Annotated in this window: 20 protein-coding genes; 7 read left to right on the forward strand and 13 right to left on the reverse strand. The window is 39.9% G+C overall.

Annotated features, from left to right (window positions below):
- Positions 1-607: tetratricopeptide repeat protein (locus A3G3_RS13960; RefSeq protein WP_019519289.1), on the reverse strand; the 607-nt coding region annotated here is incomplete at its 3' end.
- Between the two features lie 51 nt (positions 608-658).
- On the reverse strand, positions 659-1,516 hold the full coding sequence (locus A3G3_RS0104180; protein WP_019519290.1) for an RsiV family protein: 858 nt from the start codon (positions 1,514-1,516) through the stop codon (positions 659-661).
- A gap of 234 nt (positions 1,517-1,750) precedes the next feature.
- Between A3G3_RS0104180 and ypfJ the strand changes: the two genes are divergently transcribed.
- Entirely contained in the window at positions 1,751-2,635 is an 885-nt protein-coding gene (gene ypfJ, locus A3G3_RS0104185; protein WP_019519291.1) for a KPN_02809 family neutral zinc metallopeptidase, read from the forward strand.
- A gap of 448 nt (positions 2,636-3,083) precedes the next feature.
- Positions 3,084-5,303, forward strand: a complete 2,220-nt coding sequence (parC, locus tag A3G3_RS0104190; protein ID WP_019519292.1) for a DNA topoisomerase IV subunit A — start codon at positions 3,084-3,086, stop codon at positions 5,301-5,303.
- 58 nt (positions 5,304-5,361) lie between these two features.
- Here parC and A3G3_RS0104195 read toward each other — a convergent pair whose 3' ends face one another.
- The 3 genes from A3G3_RS0104195 to A3G3_RS0104205 form a co-directional block, all read right to left on the reverse strand.
- Entirely contained in the window at positions 5,362-5,973 is a 612-nt protein-coding gene (locus tag A3G3_RS0104195) for a YqiA/YcfP family alpha/beta fold hydrolase (protein WP_019519293.1), read from the reverse strand.
- 11 nt (positions 5,974-5,984) lie between these two features.
- Entirely contained in the window at positions 5,985-7,823 is a 1,839-nt protein-coding gene (glmS, locus tag A3G3_RS0104200) for a glutamine--fructose-6-phosphate transaminase (isomerizing) (protein WP_019519294.1), read from the reverse strand.
- Between the two features lie 119 nt (positions 7,824-7,942).
- Positions 7,943-8,500, reverse strand: a complete 558-nt coding sequence (locus tag A3G3_RS0104205) for a hypothetical protein (RefSeq protein WP_019519295.1) — start codon at positions 8,498-8,500, stop codon at positions 7,943-7,945.
- Positions 8,501-8,747: 247 nt separating this feature from the next.
- On the opposite strand from A3G3_RS0104205, the gene A3G3_RS0104210 reads away from it, so the two are divergent.
- A complete protein-coding gene (locus A3G3_RS0104210; RefSeq protein ID WP_019519296.1) occupies positions 8,748-9,755 on the forward strand; it encodes a lysylphosphatidylglycerol synthase domain-containing protein in 1,008 nt (335 codons plus the stop codon).
- 139 nt (positions 9,756-9,894) lie between these two features.
- On the opposite strand, the gene A3G3_RS0104215 is transcribed toward A3G3_RS0104210, so the two are convergent.
- The 7 genes from A3G3_RS0104215 to A3G3_RS0104250 form a co-directional block, all read right to left on the reverse strand.
- The gene (locus tag A3G3_RS0104215) at positions 9,895-10,824 is read right to left on the reverse strand and encodes an endonuclease NucS domain-containing protein (protein ID WP_019519297.1); all 930 of its coding nucleotides are present in this window, start codon (positions 10,822-10,824) and stop codon (positions 9,895-9,897) included.
- A gap of 18 nt (positions 10,825-10,842) precedes the next feature.
- On the reverse strand, positions 10,843-12,207 hold the full coding sequence (locus tag A3G3_RS0104220) for a hypothetical protein (protein ID WP_019519298.1): 1,365 nt from the start codon (positions 12,205-12,207) through the stop codon (positions 10,843-10,845).
- 68 nt (positions 12,208-12,275) lie between these two features.
- Positions 12,276-15,173 carry a valine--tRNA ligase gene (locus A3G3_RS0104225; protein WP_019519299.1) on the reverse strand — a complete coding sequence of 966 codons (2,898 nt, stop codon included), beginning with the start codon at positions 15,171-15,173 and terminating at the stop codon, positions 12,276-12,278.
- A 162-nt stretch (positions 15,174-15,335) separates the two neighbouring features.
- A complete protein-coding gene (gene acpP / locus A3G3_RS0104230) occupies positions 15,336-15,575 on the reverse strand; it encodes an acyl carrier protein (protein WP_019519300.1) in 240 nt (79 codons plus the stop codon).
- Between the two features lie 461 nt (positions 15,576-16,036).
- A complete protein-coding gene (fabG, locus tag A3G3_RS0104240) occupies positions 16,037-16,765 on the reverse strand; it encodes a 3-oxoacyl-ACP reductase FabG (protein WP_019519302.1) in 729 nt (242 codons plus the stop codon).
- 74 nt (positions 16,766-16,839) lie between these two features.
- Positions 16,840-17,844 carry an ACP S-malonyltransferase gene (gene fabD / locus A3G3_RS0104245; RefSeq protein ID WP_019519303.1) on the reverse strand — a complete coding sequence of 335 codons (1,005 nt, stop codon included), beginning with the start codon at positions 17,842-17,844 and terminating at the stop codon, positions 16,840-16,842.
- A 280-nt stretch (positions 17,845-18,124) separates the two neighbouring features.
- The gene (locus tag A3G3_RS0104250) at positions 18,125-19,039 is read right to left on the reverse strand and encodes a lysine exporter LysO family protein (protein WP_019519304.1); all 915 of its coding nucleotides are present in this window, start codon (positions 19,037-19,039) and stop codon (positions 18,125-18,127) included.
- A 193-nt stretch (positions 19,040-19,232) separates the two neighbouring features.
- On the opposite strand from A3G3_RS0104250, the gene A3G3_RS0104255 reads away from it, so the two are divergent.
- The 4 genes from A3G3_RS0104255 to A3G3_RS0104275 all read left to right on the forward strand — a co-directional run bounded on the left by A3G3_RS0104255 (position 19,233) and on the right by A3G3_RS0104275 (position 22,722).
- A complete protein-coding gene (locus A3G3_RS0104255) occupies positions 19,233-19,811 on the forward strand; it encodes a TerD family protein (RefSeq protein WP_019519305.1) in 579 nt (192 codons plus the stop codon).
- Positions 19,812-20,106: 295 nt separating this feature from the next.
- Positions 20,107-21,177: a DUF475 domain-containing protein gene (locus tag A3G3_RS0104265; RefSeq protein ID WP_019519307.1), complete on the forward strand. Its 1,071-nt coding sequence runs from the start codon at positions 20,107-20,109 to the stop codon at positions 21,175-21,177.
- A gap of 109 nt (positions 21,178-21,286) precedes the next feature.
- Positions 21,287-22,387: an SLC5/6 family protein gene (locus tag A3G3_RS0104270; RefSeq protein ID WP_019519308.1), complete on the forward strand. Its 1,101-nt coding sequence runs from the start codon at positions 21,287-21,289 to the stop codon at positions 22,385-22,387.
- A 17-nt stretch (positions 22,388-22,404) separates the two neighbouring features.
- A complete protein-coding gene (locus A3G3_RS0104275) occupies positions 22,405-22,722 on the forward strand; it encodes an RnfH family protein (protein ID WP_019519309.1) in 318 nt (105 codons plus the stop codon).
- Here A3G3_RS0104275 and A3G3_RS0104280 read toward each other — a convergent pair.
- Complete coding sequence (locus A3G3_RS0104280; RefSeq protein WP_019519310.1) at positions 22,719-23,096, reverse strand: outer membrane protein assembly factor BamE; 378 nt, start codon at positions 23,094-23,096, stop codon at positions 22,719-22,721. The two genes, A3G3_RS0104275 and A3G3_RS0104280, sit on opposite strands and share 4 nt — an antisense overlap.
- Positions 23,097-23,121: the final 25 nt, after the last annotated feature.

Consider the following 23,121-nt stretch of genomic DNA (forward strand, 5'->3'; position numbering starts at 1 on the left):
ATCCCATTTCGGCAGATTTGATGATATGATGGACTGAGCCTTTTTTATTGGGATACAGTTTTTGATAAATGTCCGTAGGCAATTCGTCAGACAATTGCGATAATAAAAGATAAGCAGGAGCAAAGCCATTTTCACCAAGCTCTAATAACAAATCCACGCCTTTTTGAATATTGCTTTTGCTGTTAATATAATACATTGCCAAAGCCATTTTGGCGTGCGGTTGATTTAATTCGCTCGCCTTTTTATACCATGCTAAGGCGTCATCTTCGCTTAAATAATTGGCATAATTATTCATCGCATTGACATTGCCATTTTCGGCAGATTTTTTGTACCATTCTATCGCTTTTTTCTCATCTTTTTGGGTATGAACGCCAAGTTCATACATTTTGGCAAGATGATATTGAGCATCTTTGTCGCCTTTATTGGCTTTTTTCTGAACGGTTTTAAAATTCATTGCTTTTAAAGCCGTTTCATTGGCGGATAATAAATACCCGTTTGCGTCAAAATCGCCATAAGTGGTGCGGATAATGTCAGGGACTACCTTTGCTATGGCAGGGCTAGAAAATACAGCGGTGGCAAAAATGGCGGATAGTAAAAGTTTTTTCATAAATACTCCTTAAAAATTATGGGTTTAAATTTTTTGATTTTTCAATCAAACTTACTGCATTTGGCTTGATTTGCTCCATTGATTATCATCAAATTGGTCAAAATTTTGATTGATGTATTTATCTTTAATCAAGCCTTTTAATTGTGCTTTACTTATGTTTAATGCGGTAAAGCCCATCGCATAAGGGGCGATTTCATAAGGAATATAGACAAAAGTCATGCCTTTTGGCGAAAAGTAAAAATTATCCGTGATGACAAATTCCCAAAAGTCAAAATGGCTTTGCACTTCATCGTCCGTCAGCCCCATTTTAATTTTTAACTCTTTTGTGAATTGTTGCTTTAATAAATTTTCCAGTTCAGATTTTTTGGCAGGATTTATAAGCACATCATCGAGTTTTAGACGTTTTTTATCTGCCAAATCCATGACATAAAACTCAACAGACGGCATACCGTGTGCCCCAAAGTCAAACAAATAATCTTCACGGACAATCTGCACGGTTTTGTCAGATACGCTGATTAATTCGGCATCGCTTGAAAATTTATAAGATAAGGGGCTATTTTGATTGTCAGGCTCGCTAAAATATTCGCTCGTCCATTCGCTAGAATCGTCAATAAATTTTTTCGTCTCAGGGCGAAGATAATAGGCGTTTAATTCGTCATCAAGCCACACCTCGCCTGTTTTGACAAGCTCAATGTCCACAGTCATGCAAGCGGTTTTGGGGTTTTTGTCAAGGTCGCCCACACGCTCGCCTGCTTGTTTGGCGTCATTTATGCGGTGGTTGATGACGGTTTTGCATAAGTTTATGAGTTTGGCAGGTGGGGTGTACACCATGTCAGTGGTGTTAAAACTCACGCCAGCTTGGGCGGATATCGCAAGGATTAGCGTGGTTAAAGTTAAAAGTTTTTTCATAAAATCCACCTAAAAATTTATCAAAAAATTGTTTAAAAATTATTTAAAATACTAGATTATTTTATCAAGTCAGCTGTTTAATAAAACTTATATATCATACGCCTTTTTAATTTTATGCACAAATTTTTTATGATTAATAAATTACTACAATTATTTTGGTGTTTTATGGGTATAATAGGCATTATTATTCTGGCAGTTTTTAACAGTGTTTGATAATTTTTGGCAGGTTTTGACATGAAATGGGAAGGCAGAACGGGCAGTAAAAACGTGCGAATGAGCGGTGGTAAAGCAGTCGGTGGTGGGATTGGCAGTATTATTATTGGTTTGATTTTATGGCTAGTATTTGGCATGGACCCGATGACGGCGATGCAGACGGGCAAACAAGTGACAGGTGGCGGACAGCAGACTACCACCACGGTTAACCAACAAACTGCCGACCGAGATGCTCGTTTTGTGTCAGTGGTGCTAGCTGATACGGAAGCGGTTTGGCATCAGATTTTTAAAGAAAACGGCATGACTTATCAAGAGCCACAATTGATTTTGTTTAATGGGCGTGTACAGTCAGCGTGCGGTTCGGCGACATCAGCGACTGGGCCATTTTATTGCCCTGCGGATAAAAAAGTATATTTGGACACGTCGTTTTTTGTGGATATGCGTCAACAGCTTGGCATCGCAGGCGACCAACAAGGCTCTGGCGATGCCCAAAATCAAGGCAAAGCAGGTGACTTTGCCCAAGCCTACGTTATCGCTCACGAAGTTGGGCATCATGTGCAAACTTTGCTCGGCATCAGCCAAAAAGTCAACGAAGCCAGCCGTCAGGTTAGCAAAGCTCAAGCCAACAATCTATCGGTACGCCAAGAGCTACAGGCGGACTGTTTTGCAGGGGTGTGGGCGAACCGCAACCAACAGCGAGTGCAGTTTTTGGAGCAGGGCGATATTGAAGAAGCCATTCATGCCGCTGAGCAAATCGGTGATGACCGTTTGGCTCATAATCATCGACAAGTCGCCATGCCAGACAGCTTTACACATGGCACAAGCCAACAACGCATGACGTGGTTTAATAAAGGCTTACAAACAGGCGATGTTAATCAGTGCGATACCTTTAACGCAAATATCTAAATGCCAAGTTAAAATTTATTTAACAAAAAATCTAAAATCTACTATTTAACTTGTTAAAGTAACAAGCTTAAATAGTAGATTTTTTTTGGTGAAATATTAGAACCTGTATTCACAACCTTACCCAACTGAATTTTACTTTGAAGATATAAAACAAAAATTTGCTTTTGCATGAAAACTGGCTCTGTATTTGTGTTCATGGTGAGCTTGTCAAACATCATAAAAAAACAACACTTCAACTTAGCTCAGTGCGAACGGTTTTCATACAAAAACAATGAATTTTTGGTAAAACGTTAAGAAACGACAATCATTGTCGCAAATCATTACGATAAATAGGATTTTACTTGTTTTTTTTGAATTATGAATTATCATAGCCTATTTATTTTAAAAAAGATTGTAACAAACGATTTTTAACCGCATTTTGATAAAAGTTTGACAGATTAGAGAAATTATGACCCAGCCTATTCACGACCTACAAACTCGCTCTGTTGCCGAATTTACCGAGCAAGCTTACCTAAATTACGCCATGTACGTCATCATGGACAGAGCCTTGCCCCATGTGGCAGACGGCTTAAAACCTGTGCAACGGCGTATCGTCTATGCCATGAGCGAACTTGGGCTAAAAAATACCGCCAAACCCAAAAAGTCGGCTCGTACCATCGGTGATGTGATTGGCAAATATCACCCACACGGCGACAGTGCCTGCTATGAAGCCATGGTATTAATGAGCCAGCCGTTTAGTTACCGCTATCCGTTGATTGATGGTCAGGGTAATTTTGGTTCGCCAGACGACCCAAAATCCTTTGCCGCCATGCGATACACCGAAGCCAAATTGTCTGATTATGCCAACACGCTTTTGGCTGAACTTGGGCAGGGTACGACCGATTGGCAGGATAATTTTGATGGCACATTGAGCGAACCTGTTACCTTGCCTGCTCGTTTACCCAATATTTTGTTAAATGGCACAACAGGCATTGCGGTGGGTATGGCGACCGATATTCCACCACACAATTTGACCGAAGTGGTGAAAGGCTGTATCGCTTTATTAAAAAATCCTGAACTCTCTGATAAGCAGTTATTAAAATATATTCCTGCCCCAGATTTGCCAACGACTGCTGAGATTATCTCAAGCCCTGATGATTTACTGCAAATTTACACAACAGGGCGTGGCAGTTACAAAATGCGAGCGACCTACCACATTGATGAAAAAGAAAAAAATTTGGTTATCATTGACGCCCTGCCCTATCAAGTCTCTGGCAAAAAAGTGATTGAGCAGATTGCAAGTCTTATGACTGGCAAAAAATTGCCATGGGTAACTGATATTCATGATGAATCCGACCACCAAAATCCATGCCGAATTGTGCTAGAACTTCGCTCAAACCGTGTAGACACCGACATGGTAATGGGGCATTTGTTTGCCACAACCGACCTTGAAACCAGCTTTCGGGTCAATCTCAACATGATAGGCACCAATGGCAAACCACACGTCAAACCCTTAAAAACCATTCTCACCGAGTGGCTATCGGTACGCCGTGAGACGGTGATTCGCCGTTTAAATTACCGTTTGTCTAAAATTAACGACCGCTTGCACATTATCGCAGGTCTTTTGATTGCTTATTTGCACATTGACGAAGTTATCCGAATCATTCGTGAAGAAGACAACCCCAAGGCAGTGTTAATGGCAAATTACGGTTTGAGCGACATTCAGGCAAATGCTATTTTGGACATACGTTTGCGTCAGTTAGCCAAATTAGAAGAAATTGAACTAAACGCTGAGCGTGATGAACTTGAAAAACAAAAAGCCATGATTGAAAATTATCTGAACAACCCTGATGCTTTAACAGGGCTATTGGTTGACGAACTCACCGCAGATATGAAAGCCCACGGTGACAAACGCAAATCGCCAATCGTAGCACGTAGCCAAGCCGTCGCCTTAACCGACAGCGATTTGACCCCGTCTGAGCCTGTCACGGTCATCATCTCAAAAGCGGGCTTTATCCGCTCGGCAAAAGGACACATTGACCCAACCAACATGGGCTATCGCTCAGGCGATGCGTATCTCACGCACACACACGGCAAATCGTCCGATAAAGTGTATCTGATGGACAGCACAGGGCGTAGCTATCGGTTGGACGCCCACGCCTTACCGTCAGCCCGTGGGCAGGGCGAGCCTTTGACAAGTTTGTTAAAACCACCAAGTGGGACAAGTTTTGTCACCGCTTTTACTGGCAATGATACTGATAAAATCATACTGGCAAGTACGCACGGTTACGGTTTTGTCAATACCTTATCCGAGCTTGACACCGCCCAAAAAGCAGGCAAAGCCATTATCAATTTTGACGATAAAGCTGAGCTTTTAAGCCACAAAATCAGCGACAATAACACGCTGTTTGCGGTGGTCAATTCCAGCGGATTTTTGCTAATTTACAAGCTTGATGAATTGCCGATGTTAAAAAAAGGCAAAGGCAATAAACTGATGGATTTAACAAATGATGAAACGATTGTTGCTATGACGACTTTTGGGGACAGTGATAATCTTATCATCACATCAGGCAAACGCACCATTACGCTAAAACCGAACGATATTGCCAACTTTAAAGGCAGTCGTGGACGACGTGGCAGACAGTTGCCAAAAGGGTTTCAAAAAGTGGATTTTATCACAACTGCTTAATTTTTAACGAAAAAAGGATTGGTAAACTGCCAATCCCTTTTTTGGTATGAGTCAGCAATTAACCCAACATTTCCCCAAATAAAAACGCCACAACTTGCTCAAGTTTGCTGTCAAAATCACTCATATTATGCTCGCCACCATCTTCGATTACCAAATGGGCTTGATGTTGATTTTGGCTATAAAAATCAACGGCTTGACGATAATCTAGTACTTCATCACCTGTTTTTAACAACACCAAAAATTTATCAGCGTCTTTAGCGACTTTGGGGCGATTGTGTTTTAACCAGTCCAAATCCGCCTTGGTAATTTGCCAACCGCCTGACGTGGTGTACAGCACAAAATCATCGGCTAGGGTATTGACATCACCATCATAAAAGCGTGTCAAACTGTTGGCAGGGTTCGTGCTTGGGTTAATCAGCACGGTTTTGCAGTGGGTCTGATTGGCAAGTAAGGTGGCAAAATAGCCACCGAGCGAACTGCCGACCAAGCCTGTCTGTGGGTCTTTGGCGATTAATTCGGTCAAAATCTGCACAACTTTGTCAGGGGAATGATTTAAATTTGGGCAATGCACGCTGATATGCGGAAAGTTTTTTTCGCAAAAGTTTTTTAATAATTGCCCCTTTTGTGCCAAGTGACTGCTGTTTAGCCCGTGAATGTAAATAATTTGCATATTGTTTCCTTTTATTCAACCGTAACCGACTTCGCCAAATTTCTCGGCTTATCCACATCTGTCCCCTTTGCCAAGGCACAATGATAGGATAGTAATTGTACGCCAATAGTATGCACAATCGGCGATAATACCCCGATATGGCGAGGTGTGCGAATCAAATGCACATTGTCATCGGCAACAAATTCTGTATCCAAATCGGTAAAGACAAATAACTCTCCACCCCGAGCGGTTACTTCTTGCATATTGGCTTTGACCTTATCAAGCAGGCTGTCATTAGGAGCGATGACCACCACAGGCATATTTTCATCAACCAAAGCAAGCGGTCCATGCTTAAGCTCACCTGCTGGATAGGCTTCGGCATGGATATAGGTGATTTCTTTTAGTTTTAATGCCCCTTCCAAAGCAATCGGATAATGAATACCTCTGCCTAAAAATAACGCAGATGGTTTACCCGCAAATTTAGTCGCCCACGAGGCAATTTGCGGTTCAAGGTTTAGGGCGTGCTGAACATCATTGGGTAGATTGCGTAATTGACTTGTGTAATCGACGATTTGTTCATCATTCACAAAGCCACGCAATTTGCCCAAAGTTACCGCCAAACCAAACAATACCACAAGTTGCGTGGTAAAGGCTTTGGTACTTGCCACGCCAATCTCCGCCCCTGCACGGGTATACAGCACAAGCTCGCTTGCTCGTGGCAAGGCAGATTCCATGACATTACAGATAGATAAGCTATGGATATGCCCCAAACTTTGCGCGTATTTTAAGGCTTCCATGGTGTCAAGCGTTTCGCCAGACTGACTGATGGTAATTAATAATTGTTTGGGATTGGCAATCACCTCACGATAGCGGTATTCACTGGCAATTTCCACATCGGTTGGGATTTTGGCGATGGCTTCTAGCCAATATTTGGCGGTCAAGGCAGAATAATAAGAAGTGCCACACGCCAAAATTTTAATGCTGTCAATTTCTTTGAATACACTTTCGGCATTTTCGCCAAAATTAATCGCTTCAAAGCCACCGTCCAAAAACACTTCGGCAGTATCAGCGATTGCTTTGGGTTGTTCATAAATTTCTTTTTGCATAAAGTGGTTATAACCACCCAGCTCCAAACTTGCCAATGACAGCTCGGAAGTTTTGATGTTGCGATTAACCAGACTGCCTGTTTTATCGGTCAATTTGACAATACCATTTGCGTTTAATAGGGCAATATCGCCATCTTCTAAGTAGCTGATTTTGCGAGTAAAGGCAATGACGGCAGAGACATCGGAGGCAATAAAAGTCTCATCTTCACCAAAAGCAACTAAGAGTGGACAACCCATCCTGGCAACGACCATCTCATTTGGGTTATCTTGGGCGATGACGGCAATGGCATACGCACCGTGAAAGTTTTGGCTTGCTTTTTTTACAGCGTCAAATAAATCACCACCGTTGTTGATATATTCGTGTTTCACGCTGTGGGCGATGACTTCGGTGTCAGTTTGCGATTCAAATTCATAGCCCAAATTTTGCAAACGCCCCTTTTCACTTTCAAAATTTTCAATAATGCCGTTATGCACCACGGCAATCAAACCGCCTGAAATGTGCGGGTGGGCATTTGGCTCGGTAACGCCACCGTGTGTCGCCCAGCGGGTATGCCCAATGCCAAGAGAGCCTGTCAAGCCCTTGGCACGACTGGCGTTCTCCATATTCTGCACACGCCCCACACGGCGAACACGCACGATTTTATCTGTCGTATGCACGGCGATGCCTGATGAATCGTAACCACGATATTCAAGGCGTTTTAAGCCATCTGTTAAAAAATCTACAATATTGGCATTACTGCGAATGCCACCGACGATACCGCACATAGATTGTTCCTTAGTATCAAGTTTGAGAAATGATAATTTGAATAGATAAATTATCGGTAAATGCCTTACTCCAAATCGTTAAGTAAGGGCGGTTATTATAGCAAATTATTGTCAAATAATTAGCGATAAAACCCACATTGAGCGGTTAAAATCTCTTGATTGATGACTGTTTCCCCAATATTATCAATTTCTTTTAAGGTAACTTTAACAGGAAAGCTAATCATGGGATCGTCAATAATACTTCTTGGTAAATGATTAAGAGATGTTGGAAATTCGACTGGCTCAATCAGTTCAATAGACAAAACTCGCTTTGGGTGTGTTGTGGCATCATATGAGTTCAAGTCTTCGCCAACCATAACCGAAAATAACTCATAAGTTAATATTGGTTGTTCCTGTTTGACAAATTTTTTGGTGTTTTGTAACAGATTTTCAGTAATATAGTATTCATCTGGCAAGATAGCTGCATTATCCGTGCTTTCCATTATTATTTCATCAGCGTCATTAAACATATAACAATTTAATTCGGTATTTTCAACTGTGGGTATTGTCACTGTTCGCTCAGATTCTGCAGTTCTAGCTAATCCTAGTAAAGACTCCTTATAGGTAAATTTCAAACCATCATTTGCAATAACAATATTGCAAATCATAAATCCTAATATGGCAATTAATTTTTTCATCAATGCATCCAAAAAATAGAAGTTACTAAAGCCCCACCAAAAATTGGTGAATGTTTGGCTTTAAAAACATTATCACAAAATTACTTACTCACGGATTTTCCAACTTACCGCTAACATAGTCGCTTATTTTAGCAAATTTTAGCAAAAAATAGGTATTTAGTTGTAATCCTTGCTTGATTTATTGGAAAAGTACCTACAAAAAATGGTAAACTATCATTTTTGCTTCATTTTATTTAAATAGGTTTGTATGAAAACAACATGGCTAAAATACACATGGCAAGCAATACTCGCAGGGGTAGCGGTGTTTATTTTTTATTTAGCCATGCGTGCATTGTATCGATTAACGCAAAGCGTTGACTTACAAGAGGTTTTATTGGCCTTACAAGGTATTCCCACCTTGCACCTTTTCATTGCACTGCTCGTGGTAGCATTTGGTTATGTGCTGTTAACTTGGTATGACGTAATTGCGTTGCGACAGCTTGGCAAAAGACTCCCCTACCCAAGCGTAGCATTGACGTCATTTACCGCTTATGCGATTAGTCATACCGTTGGGGCAAACTTGGTTACAGCGACAGGCATTCGCTATCGGCATTATCGCCAGTCGGGGCTTAATCATCATCAAATTGCAAATATTGTTTGGCTTGTTTCAATGGCGTTTACCTTTGGCATTTCTACCTTGATTGGGTTATCGCTTAGCATTCACCCCGAAATTACCTTACAACTGTTAAGTGAATTAGACAAATCACTCGGCTTTTTTGATAATGTGATTTATATTCGTGGGTTAGGTTTAACCATATTGGCGTTGATTATTGGCACTATCATCTTTGCGGGAAAAAACGGTCGTCATGTGGTGTTAAAAGGTTGGCGGTTTGATTTACCCCCTGCTAAAGTATTGATTCAACAGATATTCATCTCTATTTTGGATTTAAGTACCGTGGCATTGGTGCTGTATTTGTTGTTACCACCGTCTGAGCATATCAGTTATTTTGCGACTTTTTCAGCGTTTATTCAATCTATGGCGGTGGGGATTTTGAGCCACGTTCCAGGTGGGCTTGGTGTGTTTGAAGTAACCATGATTGCCGCCTTGCCCCAAGTTGACAAAGCTCAAATGCTGGCGGTATTATTGGTCTTTCGCTTGATGTATTATATTTTGCCGTTTTTGGCGGCGGTGTTGTTGTTGTTGGCGTACGAAATTTATTTGTACCTTAACCCGACGCCACAGGCAGTTTTGGAGCAAAGCGATACGATAAATTAACATTATCATCATTTTTAGCACCTGAATTCATAACGTTTTTGCAATAAAAAGCAAATTTTTATTCATTAATTTTACAATAAATTTTAATCACGTAAGGTTGTGTATATAGGCTATTATATAGTACAGTAGAGTAGTTTTTTTAAATCACCTGTTTAATTAAGCTCATAATATATTCTTTGTACTCAGTGTTTTTAATTTTTAATTCATAATCGCCAAGCCCATGATGTCCGATATTGCTCACATCACGAGATAAACCCTTTTCATCTTTTAAAGTGCCATTTTTGGCATTTATCCAAAGTTTTAAACCGTCCTTTAAAATAGAAACAGAACAAACATTAGATTTTGTCTTAAAACCAATATAAACCTTGGTTACTTTTATGTCAATGTCATCACTCAAGTTTAAAATGGCGGTTTTAAATGCTTGATACAGCTCTTTGACCTCATCGGATTTACCATCTAAATGATAGTCTTCGTCATAGGTTTTGACTTCTTTGATGATATTGGCAATGACACTATCGTTTGTGATTTGCTTGGGTTTGGCTTCTTTAATACTCGGTGCGGATTTGGTTTTTGTGATGGGGTGAATTAAAACGATATCGTTGTTATTCACACCACTACCAAAGCGTTTACATTCCCAAAGTTCAATGGCAAAATCTTTAAAATTGGTGGATTGTTTTTGGTCATCGCTAAAACTTGGGGCAACAAAAATTACTTTGCTTTGCGACCAGTCTACATCGTCTCTTTTTAGATTTTTATTAAGTCTTTCGTTATATTCCACGATAAACTCTGCTTTGTATTCTAGCATTAAATTTAGATACGATACGCCTTGGTCTACCACGCTATAATTTCTATCTCGTTTATACTCAATAATCACAAAGGATTTATTTTCATCATCAAATGCCAAAGTGTCAATACGGCGGTTTTTAATCGTAAATTCAGATTTAATCAAAGTAAAACCGCTTATGGTAGATAGATTACTCTCAAATAAAGTTTGTATTTCTTTTTCTAGCTTAAAGGGTTTTTCTGATAGTGGGGAAAGTGTGGTGGCGTGGGTGGTAAATAGGTGCATTTGTGTTACCTTGGGTTTTTAGGTTTGTAAGTAAGCAAAACGCTGTGCGTCTTGTCCTGTGATTTTAAAATGCAGGGATTGGGTTATCATTTTTTTTTGCTCCTTATTTACATTTTCAAAGTACTCTTTTAGCAACTCTTTATGTTTAAAAAAGCTATCCAATACAATAAATAAAAAATAATCTTTTACTGCTATTTGATTGCCACTTTCATAACAATTTTGATGATGTTCATATTGATAAAAAAATGGAATTTTTGCATTATCAACTTTAAATGTTTTAACTTTTTTGTACCCTTTTTGGGTATTGTCTAATAACCTATTTTCATATTCATCGAAATTATAAATGATATATTCGTGGTCAATGTGCGTAATAAAATACTCATTACCAGTTTTTTCATATTCTAAATGAACAAGCTGAGTTACCACATCATCATTAAATAATTCAAAGTCATCATATAACTCTTCAAATGATATTTGTTGCCCTTGATTATCGTGAAAAATCCAAAAATTATCTTTTGGGTTATCTAAATCATAAAGTCTTGATATTTTTGGTAAATTATCAATATCCATTTTTAATTTTGCCCCAAAATCAAACTCCTCCAATGATAGAGAATAATTATCTGAAATTCCATCAATCCTAAAATATAAATTTTTTATTATCTTCTCAACATTAAATAAATGATTTAAACATTCTAATAGTAATCTTTTTCCAAATAATACAGAAAAAAATTTCTCGAATTTTTCAACAACCCTGCAATCAATCAAATTCTGATTGTCTTTATCGCAACGAATACTCATATGTCTACTATCAAATGCCAATAAACCATAATTATTCTTTAAATCATTTTTTATATCTATGCCAATATTTCCATAAATTTCTATCAATCTGTTATTGCTTTTCATATTCAAAATATCAGTCTTACTCATTATAGAAATTCTCTCTTGGTAGAATATTTTTAAAATTTGCAACATTGGATAATAATCTTTAATATCATTATATTTATAATCTCGATTTCTATTTAAAAAATCATCTCTAATAATAGTCGATAAATTCATTTGACTAACAAAAAAATCAACCAAATCATTAAAATTTTTAATTTTTAGCTCTTTATTTAAATTATCTATCGATGGTTTATTAAAATATTCATTTCTCTTATCAGAAAGAATATATGGCAATTCTATTTCCTTTTTTAGTAAAAATAATCTCAAAGCCTTATCTTGAAGTGATTTTTTATCCATCTTTTCGCAAAATACGTCAAAAATATTTATTTTAAACCAGTCAAAATGATGAACAAATAAACCGTCTAATTTACCGAATGTAGCTTCTAGGCTATCAATTTGATACTCATCAATTTTTTTAAATAAAATTTCTAAATCACTCATATTTAACTCCAAAACTAGGATTTAGCAAAACACCAAATCCCAGGTTATTTTAAAACTTTAGAGCAATATCAAAGAGCTTGTAGCTCCCCCACACTCTCCCTCACCTTCCCAATCTGCCCCTCTAACTCAGCCAGTTTTGCTTTTTCGGCTTCTACCACATTGGCAGGGGCTTTGGCGACAAAGGCTTCATTGGCAAGTTTGCTGTTGATTTGCTCGTATTGCTTGGTGAGTTTGTCCAGCTCTTTATTTAGGCGATTAAGCTCCACTTTGGGGTCAATCAGCCCTTTCATTGGCACATACACCACCGCCTGCCCAATCACGCTTGATGACGACAAAGGGGCTTTGTCATTATCGCCCAAAAACGCCACACTTTGCACTTTGGCAAGGGCTTTAAATAATGGCTCAATTCTTTGGATTTGTGCTTTTTCATCGTCTTGTAGATTTTGTAGTAGCACAGGCAATTTGACGCTATTGCCCAAATTCATCTCGCCACGAATATTTCGCACCGCCCCAATCAAACTTTGTAGCCAATTCATATCATTTTCGGCGGTCTCATTTATATAACTTTCATCAGCGATTGGATAGGGGGTAAGCATAATACTGTCTTCGCTATTTTCTTTGGCACGATTTATCATTGGGGCAATGGTTTGCCAAAGCTCTTCTGTGATAAATGGCATAATGGGGTGAACCAACCTTAATGCCGTCTCCAATACCGACAATAACACAAATCGCACTTGGGCGTGTCGTTCATCGGATACATCAGGGTCATTTAATACAGGCTTGGCAAGTTCCACATACCAATCGCAATATTCATTCCAAATAAACTCATAAATGGCATTGCTTGCCAAATCCAAACGATAAGTTTCAAAGGCCAATTTAACCGCTTGCTCACATTTTTGTAATCGGCTCATTATCCATTGTTCTGGCAATTCCCAAAGATTGGGGTTTGCCGTTTGGTGGATTTGTTTAGCGTCCACATTCATCAAAACAAAGCGTGTGGCATTATAAATTTTATTACAAAAATTGCGATAACCTTCAATGCGTTTTAGGTCAAATTTAATGTCTCGCCCTGTATTTGCCAAAGCACAAAAAGTAAATCTTAGTGCATCTGTGCCATAGCTATTAATACCGTCTGGGAATTCTTTTTGTGTGGCTTTTTTGATTTTGTCAGCGTCTTTGGGATTCATTAAGCCTGTCGTGCGTTTGGCAACCAAACTTTCCAAATCAATGCCGTCAATCAAATCAATGGGGTCTAAGACATTGCCTTTTGATTTGCTCATTTTTGCCCCTTGTCCGTCTCGCACAAGCCCGTGTACATAGACGGTTTTAAAGGGAACTTGCGGTTTGCCGTTTTTGTCTTTGACAAAATGCAAAGTCATCATTATCATTCGGGCAACCCAAAAAAAGATAATATCAAAACCTGTAACTAATACACTTGTGGGGTGAAAAGTTTGCAAAATTTGATTGTCAAAATCTTTATCCGTGCCTTTCCAACCAAGCGTACTAAATGTCCAAAGAGCGGAGCTAAACCAAGTATCCAAAACATCATCATCTTGGCGTAAAGATATATCGCCCAAATTGTATTTTTGGCGAACTTCACATTCATCTCGCCCCACATAAAAATTACCATTGTCGTCATACCACGCAGGAATGCGATGACCCCACCATAATTGGCGAGAAATACACCAATCTTTAATATCACGCATCCACGCCATATACATATTGGTATATTGTTCTGGCACAAATTGAATATCGCCATTTTCTACCGCTTTAATCGCAGGTTTGGCAAGTGTGTCAATTTTGACATACCATTGGTCGGTGAGTAATGGCTCAATCACCACGCCACTTCTATCGCCTTTTGGCGTTTTTAGGGCGTGCGGTTCTATTTTTTCTAGCCAGTTTTCATTGGTCGCTTGTTCAATGACCTTTTGGCGAGCAATATAGCGGTCAAGCCCTTGATAATCATTTGGCGTGCTAATTAAAGTGGGCGTTTTTTGTTCTGCTGTTTCAAAAACTTCAAATTCATTTAAAATATTGGCATTGATATCAAAAATATTGATAAGCGGTAAATGATGGCGTTGCCCCACTTCATAATCATTAAAATCGTGGGCAGGGGTAATTTTGACACAGCCTGTACCAAATTCTTTTTCCACATAATCGTCGCTGATAATTGGCACTTCACGGTTTGTAATCGGCAAAATAACCGTTTTACCAATCAAATGGCTATATCGCTCATCGTTTGGATTGACCGCAACGGCAGTATCGCCAAGTAAGGTTTCTGGGCGAGTGGTGGCAACGGTGAGATAATTTTTACCGTCTTTTGTGGTTAAATTTTTATCCGTAAAATAATAATTAAAATGCCATAAATTGCCTTGTTCATCGTGATTTTCTACTTCCAAATCCGATAAAGCTGTGTGGAGTTTACAATCCCAATTCACCAGCCGTTTTTTGCGATAAATCAGCCCTTCATCATACAGACGGACGAATACTTCTTTAACGACATCAGACAAATCATCGTCCATCGTAAAGCGTTCACGACTCCAATCCACGCTTGACCCCAAACGGCGAATTTGACGGGTAATTGTACCGCCTGATTCATTTTTCCATTCCCACACCTTGTCCAAGAATTTTTCACGACCCAAATCGTGTCGGCTAATCCCTTGCAAACCAAGCTGGCGTTCCACCACCATTTGTGTGGCGATGCCTGCGTGGTCAGTACCCCCTTGCCACAAGACATTTTTGCCAAGCATTCTTTGGTGGCGAGTGAGTGCGTCCATAATGGCGTTGTTAAAGCCATGCCCCATATGAAGCGAGCCTGTTACATTGGGCGGTGGTAGCACGATAGAAAAGGATTTGTCTTTGTCCAAAGTGGGGGCAAAATAACCTTTTTGTTCCCAGTTTTCATAAATACCTGCTTCAATATCGGCAGGGTTGTAGGTGGGGGATAAGTTGTCTAATGCACTCATAAATACTCCAAAATTTAAATAAAATGTCTTGTATTTTACCGCAAAATAGGCAGATTGTTTAGCGATATTTGGCAAAAATGTTAAAAACCTAAAATTTAAGCACAAAAAACCCTTAATTCAAATAAATTAAGGGTTTTTGTTAAATTAATGTTTTAAAAAATATTAATTTACTTTTGAGCTGATGTAATCAACTGCTTTTTGTACGGTGGTTAATGACGCACTGTCTTCGTCAGGAATGGTCAAGCCAAATTCATTTTCAAATGACATCACTAACTCTACCAAATCTAGCGAGTCAGCACCCAAATCATCAATAAATGATGCGTCATTGCTGATTTCATCAGCTTTTAAGCTTAGTTGCTCAGCAACAGCATTTTTTACTTTTTGTTCAATCTCGTTACTCATGTTAATTCTCCTAGTTTGAGTGGTGATTGTTAAATTTAGCGAACGTGATATTTAGCAAAACTTAGAACCCGTATTCACAACCTTACGCAGTTAATTTTCACTTTGAAAAATAAAATCAAAGTTTGGTTTTGCATGAAAACTGGCTAAATCTTGCTTTTTTGCGTCGAAAACTTGATTGATAGAATGACTATCAACCTGCGTTTTTTCCTTGAAAAGCGGGTGATTTATCGCATTTTTCATTGCAAAAACGTTATGAATACAGGTTCTTAGGCTTATCACGTTAGCAATTTTTGGATTTTTTACCAATATTGTGTTAATTTTAACATAGATTTGACAAAAAATACCCTTACTTTTGTTAGGTTTTACCATTTTTTGCNAAGCCGTTAAATAAGCGTTACATTGACAAAATTTGATAGCTTTAACATTTTTGTTAAATTGATTAAAAATATTTATGATAAAAATTACATATACATTCCGCCATTGACGGCAAGAACATGACCTGTGATATAGCTGGCTTCGTCGCTGGCTAAAAATTTCACCGCCGCCGCCACATCGCTCGGTTGCCCTAACCGTCCAAGCGGTACGGCATCTAACATCGAGTTAATCAAACGTTCATCTAGTTCATCGGTCATATCGGTTTCAATCAAACCGGGGGCGACACAATTCACGGTAACTTGACGTGAGCCGATTTCTCGTGCCAATGAACGGGTAAAGCCTTCCACGCCTGCTTTGGTAGCAGCGTAGTTGGTTTGCCCGGCATTGCCCATTTCGGCAACCACCGATGTAACGCTGATAATCCGTCCGGCACGAGCTTTCATCATGCCACGAATGGCACGTTTACTCATGCGATAAATAGACGTTAAATTCACCTCTAGCACAGTTTCCCATGCAGTATCGTCCATTCGCATCAGTAAGCCATCTTGGGTAATGCCTGCGTTGTTGACAAGCACATGGATTGAGCCGTAAACGCTTTCAATTTCTTCAAATAAATTATCAATCGCAGTGGCATCACGCACGTCTAGCTCACGTCCGATACCGCCTGTCTCGTGTAGGTATTCCTCAATGATCTCCACGCCCTTTTCGCTCGTGGCAGTGCCAATCACAAAATAGCCTTCTTCTGCCAAACGTTGGGCAATCGCTTTGCCAATCCCACGACTCGCACCTGTCACTAGGGCAATATGTCGGCTCATGTCGCACTCCTAAGTGTTTATTTTTCAATCAAATTATCAAATTTAAAAATATTTTTATCAGAAAATAATTTAAATTAATCCACATCATTTTGATGTTTTTGTAATATTTCTGCAATTTCTGCCAGTTTTGCCACTTTATCGGTGGCAATGGTCGGAATTTTTTCAGCTTGGCGTTTTGCCAAATTGGTTAACACATTGCCACTACCGCATTCAATTTGAAATTGCATATATTTATCCGCCAGTTTATTTTGGATATTTGACCACAAGACAGGCAGGCTTAACTGTTCAATTAAGGCTTGTTTAATCGCATTAACATCGCTTTCTACCCGAGCGTAGCGGTTTTGAATAACAGAAATGTTCGGTGCGTTAAAGCGAATTTGGTTTAAGCTATCCGCTAATTTATCACTCGCAGGTTGCATCAAACGGCAATGCGACGGTACGGATACTTTTAACGGTACTGCTTTATTACCAAGGCTTGCCACTTGTTCGCTTGCCAAGTCGACGCCCAACGCATTGCCTGCAATTACCACTTGCCCAACGGCATTAAAATTCGCAGGACTGACAATCGCATCACTTTCAAACTCTTCGACTTGTTCACAAATTAACCGCACTTGCTCATCGTCTAGCCCTAGCACAGCGGACATTTTGCCATCTTGGTGTTGCATGGCGTCTTTCATATATTGCCCACGCTGATACACCAACCGCACCGCATCATCAAAACTAAGCACGCCTGACGCACACAAGGCACTGTATTCCCCGAGCGAGTGCCCTGCCAAATACGCAGGTTCAATAGCAAGTTCAGCACGCAACACGTGCCAAATTGCCATACTCGCAGTGAGCAACACAGGCTGAGTAAATGCCGTGTGATCCAAGTTACGGCTCGTATCCTTACCCTGAGCGACCGCCCACACATCAAAGCCTAAAGCATCGCTGGCTTGGTTAAAAATCTCACGCACTTGGTGAAAATTATCATACCAATCCGTGAGCATACCCACACTTTGTGAGCCTTGACCGGGGAAAATCACCGCATAACGAGCGGATTGACTGATTGGAGTATTGGGCGTTTCAAACTTTTCCATACGTATATTTTCTGTGTAATTGATGATATTGTAAAAGAAGTTTTAAAAAAATCAAGTTTACATTTGTAAACTTGATTATAAATCATTGATTTTAAGGGTTTATTTTAACAAAACTTTAAAAAGCAATGCTATAAAAAAACCCACCGCTAGGAAAATCCCCCTAACCAGTGGGTTTTTTGTTAATTACATGGTTACGCTTTCAAACATTTTTTCAAAAGTTGGGTGTATTATAACTAAATTTTGCGTTGATAGCAATTTTGCCAAATTTTTTACAGCATTATCAAAAACTGCTAAATATCACCATTAGTACAGGTGAAATAATATTAACAATAAAACCAAAACTCATCGCCAACGGGACGATTTCATTACCTCCACTCGCTTGGATAATTGGCAAGGTAAAATCCATGGTCGTCACCCCACCAAGCCCCACCGCCGTACTCGGATAACGCCCTATCAACAGTGGAATACACAGCAACGCCATAAACTCACGCAACAAATCATTAAGCAACGCAACACTGCCCCACACCGCCCCATACGCATCGGTCATAATAATCCCTGACAACGAGTACCAACCATAACCAGACGCCAACGCCAATCCCTGCATCACGCCCACATCTGCCGTCAAGCAACTAAACAACACACCACCAATACTCACGCTGACACAAAAAATCACGCTCATCTGTACGCCACGCTTGTTAATCAGTACCTGCCGTAAGCTCATGCCTGCATGCGACAAACTAAACCCTACCAGCAAAATCAACAACATCAGTAAACCTTTGATAATCATATCAACATGAATAGGCGAATGTTCAAGCGGTAAAAATTGTCCCACCACTAAACCGACCACCACACAACCCAACTGCACCAACGTCCCTACCACGCTAATTTGGGCTTTTGGGTGCGATGTGGTGGCGTGGGTATAATACGGATATTTTTTATCAAAATACCACAATGCCAATAGCCCACTGCCCATCGTCAACGTTGCTAACAATGCCACATTTTTTACAATAAAACCTAGCTGATGCCCCAGATTTGGCACATTTGCCAATGACAGCCCAATACAAAACAAAATCAAAAACACCAAATAACCGAGCAATTTATCCATATATGGCATCAAGACTTTCGGCAATGGCAGAAAAAAACCCACGATTAACGGTGATAAAATCAAAATTAACGTCAAAAAATTATCTAACATAGGCTTTTATTTATCAAAATTATCCAAAAGCGTTATTTTATACCTTTCGTCGTGTGGTTAAAAGGGAATTTTTGGCAAAATTTTGGTATTTTTGGCAAAAAAACGTGCGTTTTAACCATAATTTTGTTAAGATAAAATTCGTTTTTATCCGTTTATTTTAGCATTTTTTTAACAGCACTTTTAAGGAAAAAATATGGCAATTTCACTAAGCAAAGGCGGTAATTTATCCCTGACCAAAACCGACCCAAATCTGAACAAACTGTTAATCGGACTGGGTTGGGACGAGCGTGCCACATCAGGGGCGGAATTTGACCTTGATGCCAGCGTATTTTTACTCGCGGGCAATGGGCGTGTGCGTGGCGACCATGATTTTATTTTTTACAATCAGCTAAAATCTGACAATGGTGCGGTAGAACACACAGGTGACAACCGCACAGGACAAGGTGACGGCGACGATGAAGTCATCAAAGTCAACCTATCACTCGTCCCTGCCGATGTGGACAAAATTATGTTGACCGTGACCATTCATGACGCCCAAGCTCGCAACCAAAATTTTGGGCAAGTTGCCAATGCCTTTATCCGTGTGGTGAACGAAGAAACAGGCGCGGAAGTGGTGCGTTTTGACTTGGCGGAAGATTATTCGATCGAGACCGCCATGGTATTTGGCGAAGTGTACCGCCACAATAGCGAGTGGAAATTCCGTGCTGTGGGGCAAGGGTATTCGGGTGGTTTGTTGGCGATGTGCAGCCAATATGGCGTGAATCTTAGCTAAAACCGTGAAATTTTTTTGCCAAAAAAGCATAAATCGGTAGTTTTTTTGCCAAAAAAGTTAAATCATTGGAAAAAAAATTGCAATTATTTACCATTTTTTACGTTTTTCTACTTGTTTTTTGTTCAATTATCTTGAAAATAAGCAGATTAACCAAGTTGTGATAAAACATAAAAATTAATTGCAAAAAAAGTGGTGCAAAGGTTAATGTACCACTTTTTTATTGCGTTGCTATTTGTTTAATCTGTTAATTCAATCATTGGTTATCACCTTTCACTTTTGGAATTTGATTGTTATGATGAAAAATTTAAAGCATTTTTATTTTGACATCGTGTTTACGATAGTCGCACTTATGGTTGCAGGTTGGTGGGGATATTCACATGGCGGTGTCTCGGCGATGATGTCCGCCTTATTTATTACCATGATTTTGGCAGTCATGGAAATTTCGTTATCGTTTGACAATGCGGTTGTCAATGCGTCTGTATTAAAGCATTGGGATAAGTTTTGGAAAACGATTTTCTTAACAATTGGTATGTTGATTGCGGTGTTTGGTATGCGATTGGTGTTCCCAATCGTTATCGTGGCGGTAACGGCTGATATGGGTATGATGGACGTTATTAATATGGCGTTGTACAATCCCAAAGAATACTCCGCAAAACTTATGGAACATCATGCTGAGATTGCGGCATTTGGTGGTATGTTTTTGCTTCTTGTGTTTTTAAACTTTTTATTTGATGATAAAGACATCCATTGGTTTGAATGGTTAGAACGCCGTTTGGTACGATTTGGTAAAGTTGATGCGATGAGCGTATTCGTGGCGATGGTGATTTTGGCGTTGTTTTTACTGGGCGTTGAAGAAGCTCACAAAGGGGCAGTGCTTATGGCAGGCTTTTTTGGTATTTTGGTATATCTGGGGGTAAATGTGCTGTCAAGTTTGCTTGAAGGTGCAGATGATGATGACCCAGAAACAGAAATGGTTGAAGGCAAGGAAGTTGCAGGTGCGATTGCCAAAGGCGGTATTGCTGGATTTTTATATTTGGAAGTGTTAGACGCATCTTTTAGTTTTGACGGCGTGATTGGGGCTTTTGCCATTACCAATGATGTGATTATTATCATGTTAGGTTTAGCTGTTGGGGCGATGTTTGTGCGTTCTATGACCATTTTCTTGGTGGAAAAAGGGACTTTAGATGAGTTTGTGTACTTAGAGCATGGGGCTCACTATGCGATTGGGGCGTTAGCGATTATCATGCTACTTGCTACCATGCACATTGAAGTGCCTGAAATCATCACAGGTTTGATTGGGATTGCCTTTATTGTGTGGGCGGTGATAAATTCTATCGCTTATAACAAGCGTCAAGCTAATTCGTAATCTACCTTGAATGATAAAATAAAAGGGCGTATTTTATACGCTCTTTTGTTATAATAAGGTTTGTTAAAAATTTCACCAAATTTGCTAGATTTATCAAAAGGATAACTTTATGACAATTCACCGTTTGCAACCATTGCTTATTGCAGGTTTATTGCCATTATTGATTTTTGCGTGGTTTACCCGTGACGTGGCAGGTCAGATTGATTTTTGGCTGTTGTGGCTCGTGGCGATGACGTTGGTTGGCTTGCCATTGGTATTTGCCGAGATTGCCTTGGCACATCGCAGTGGCACGACTCCACTGGTTGGTTTGTCAACCTTGACCCGTGAAGCCGACGTCGCAACGGTATGGCGGGGATTTGGTTGGTTAACGGTGTTATTATTAATGACAGTTGTTGGACATTTGCTGAGCAGTTCTGCCGAAGTTTTACAACCCAACTTTTCCCCAATCAGTACCATTGCCAGCCCTGCCCTGTTAGCTATCATGGCGTTAATTACTTTAGGTTTAAGTTTTACCAAACATTTGTCAGGTTGGTTGGCGGTCGGTTTAGCAATCGTAGCATTGATGCTAAACGTCAGCCAAAACGGTATGGCAACGTGGCAAATGACCGCCACATCGCTGAGCGAATGGTCGCTCGCTGTTGTGTTAGCATTGGTATGCGTGGGAGCAGGAACTGGGCTGTTTTGGCATAGCCGAGCCAATCAATTATTGGTCAATAATGAAAGCGTGAATAAAGACAACAAACCAGTCGCCAGTCGTTTTGTCTTGCCGATTTGGTGTTTTCAAATAGTAGGCGGTGCATTGGTCGCCCTTGCCTTGCAACCAACTAGCCAAGCATCGGCGATTTGCTATGCTTTGGCGATGATAGCAGGGGCAAGTTATTTATTACACCTAATCACTTATCAAGTTTCACTAAAAATTTCTAAACAATCCTTTAATTTTTTGGCATTGGTTATTGCGTTGGTGATTAGTTTGGGCTTAGCAATGTTGCCAAATTGGGCATTAAATCAATTAGTTATCGTGCTAAGTTTGTTAACCGCCAGTTGGTTAGCGATTTTTGCAGGTTGGCAAATGAAAATCAGCCACTTACGCAAATCACTCAACTTTAGTTCAGAAATGGTGTATAACCTATGGCGAATTGCCATGCGAATTGTCGTACCACTTGCCATTGTACTTGCGTTAATCGGTTGGATTATGGGTTTAGTAAAATAGTGAGCTTGGTAAAATAAATGACACAACAACAAACAACCCAACAGATAGAAGTGATGTTTTGCCCCACGCCAAACGAGCAACTGCACCAAAAATTAAGCGTAGCAAGCGGAACAACCGCCCAACAAGCGGTGGAAATACTTGGTTGGTGGCAACAATTTCCACAAATTCAAGATTTTGCCGTGGGGGTTTTTTCGCATAAAATTGACTGGCAAACCGTATTACAAGACGGCGATAGATTGGAAATTTATCGCCCATTAACCATCAATCCCATGCAAAAACGTGCCAAAAAAATGATGTTAAAAGCCAAAAAAGGCTATGTTATCATGAAAGTTTAGCGTGATGGGCGTTCAATTTTTGCAACACGACCCGTTTGGTCAAAGTAGATTTTGACATAATGACTGGCGTTGTGAATGCTTGGTTTTTTCTCACGCTTTGCCACCGTACCTGCGGTAAAATCATACAGATAATCCCAACGGTTAGGGTTTAGCGTATCTTGCACCGCAGGGCTACCGAGTAGATACAACACTTGGTTGGCACTCATGCCGACTTGGACTTGGGCGAGTTTGTCATCGCTAATCGGTGTACCTTGTGGTATGTCAATTTTATACACGCTAAACCATGAACAGGCAGGCAACACACTCACGCTTGCCAACGCAATTAACAGCGGTAATTGACAACATTTTTTGGTGATTTTCGTCAAAATTTGCATTAGATTTTTTCCTATTTTAGCCGCA

It is taken from the genome of Moraxella boevrei DSM 14165 (genome assembly GCF_000379845.1).
GTDB classification, from domain to species: Bacteria; Pseudomonadota; Gammaproteobacteria; order Pseudomonadales; family Moraxellaceae; genus Faucicola; species Faucicola boevrei.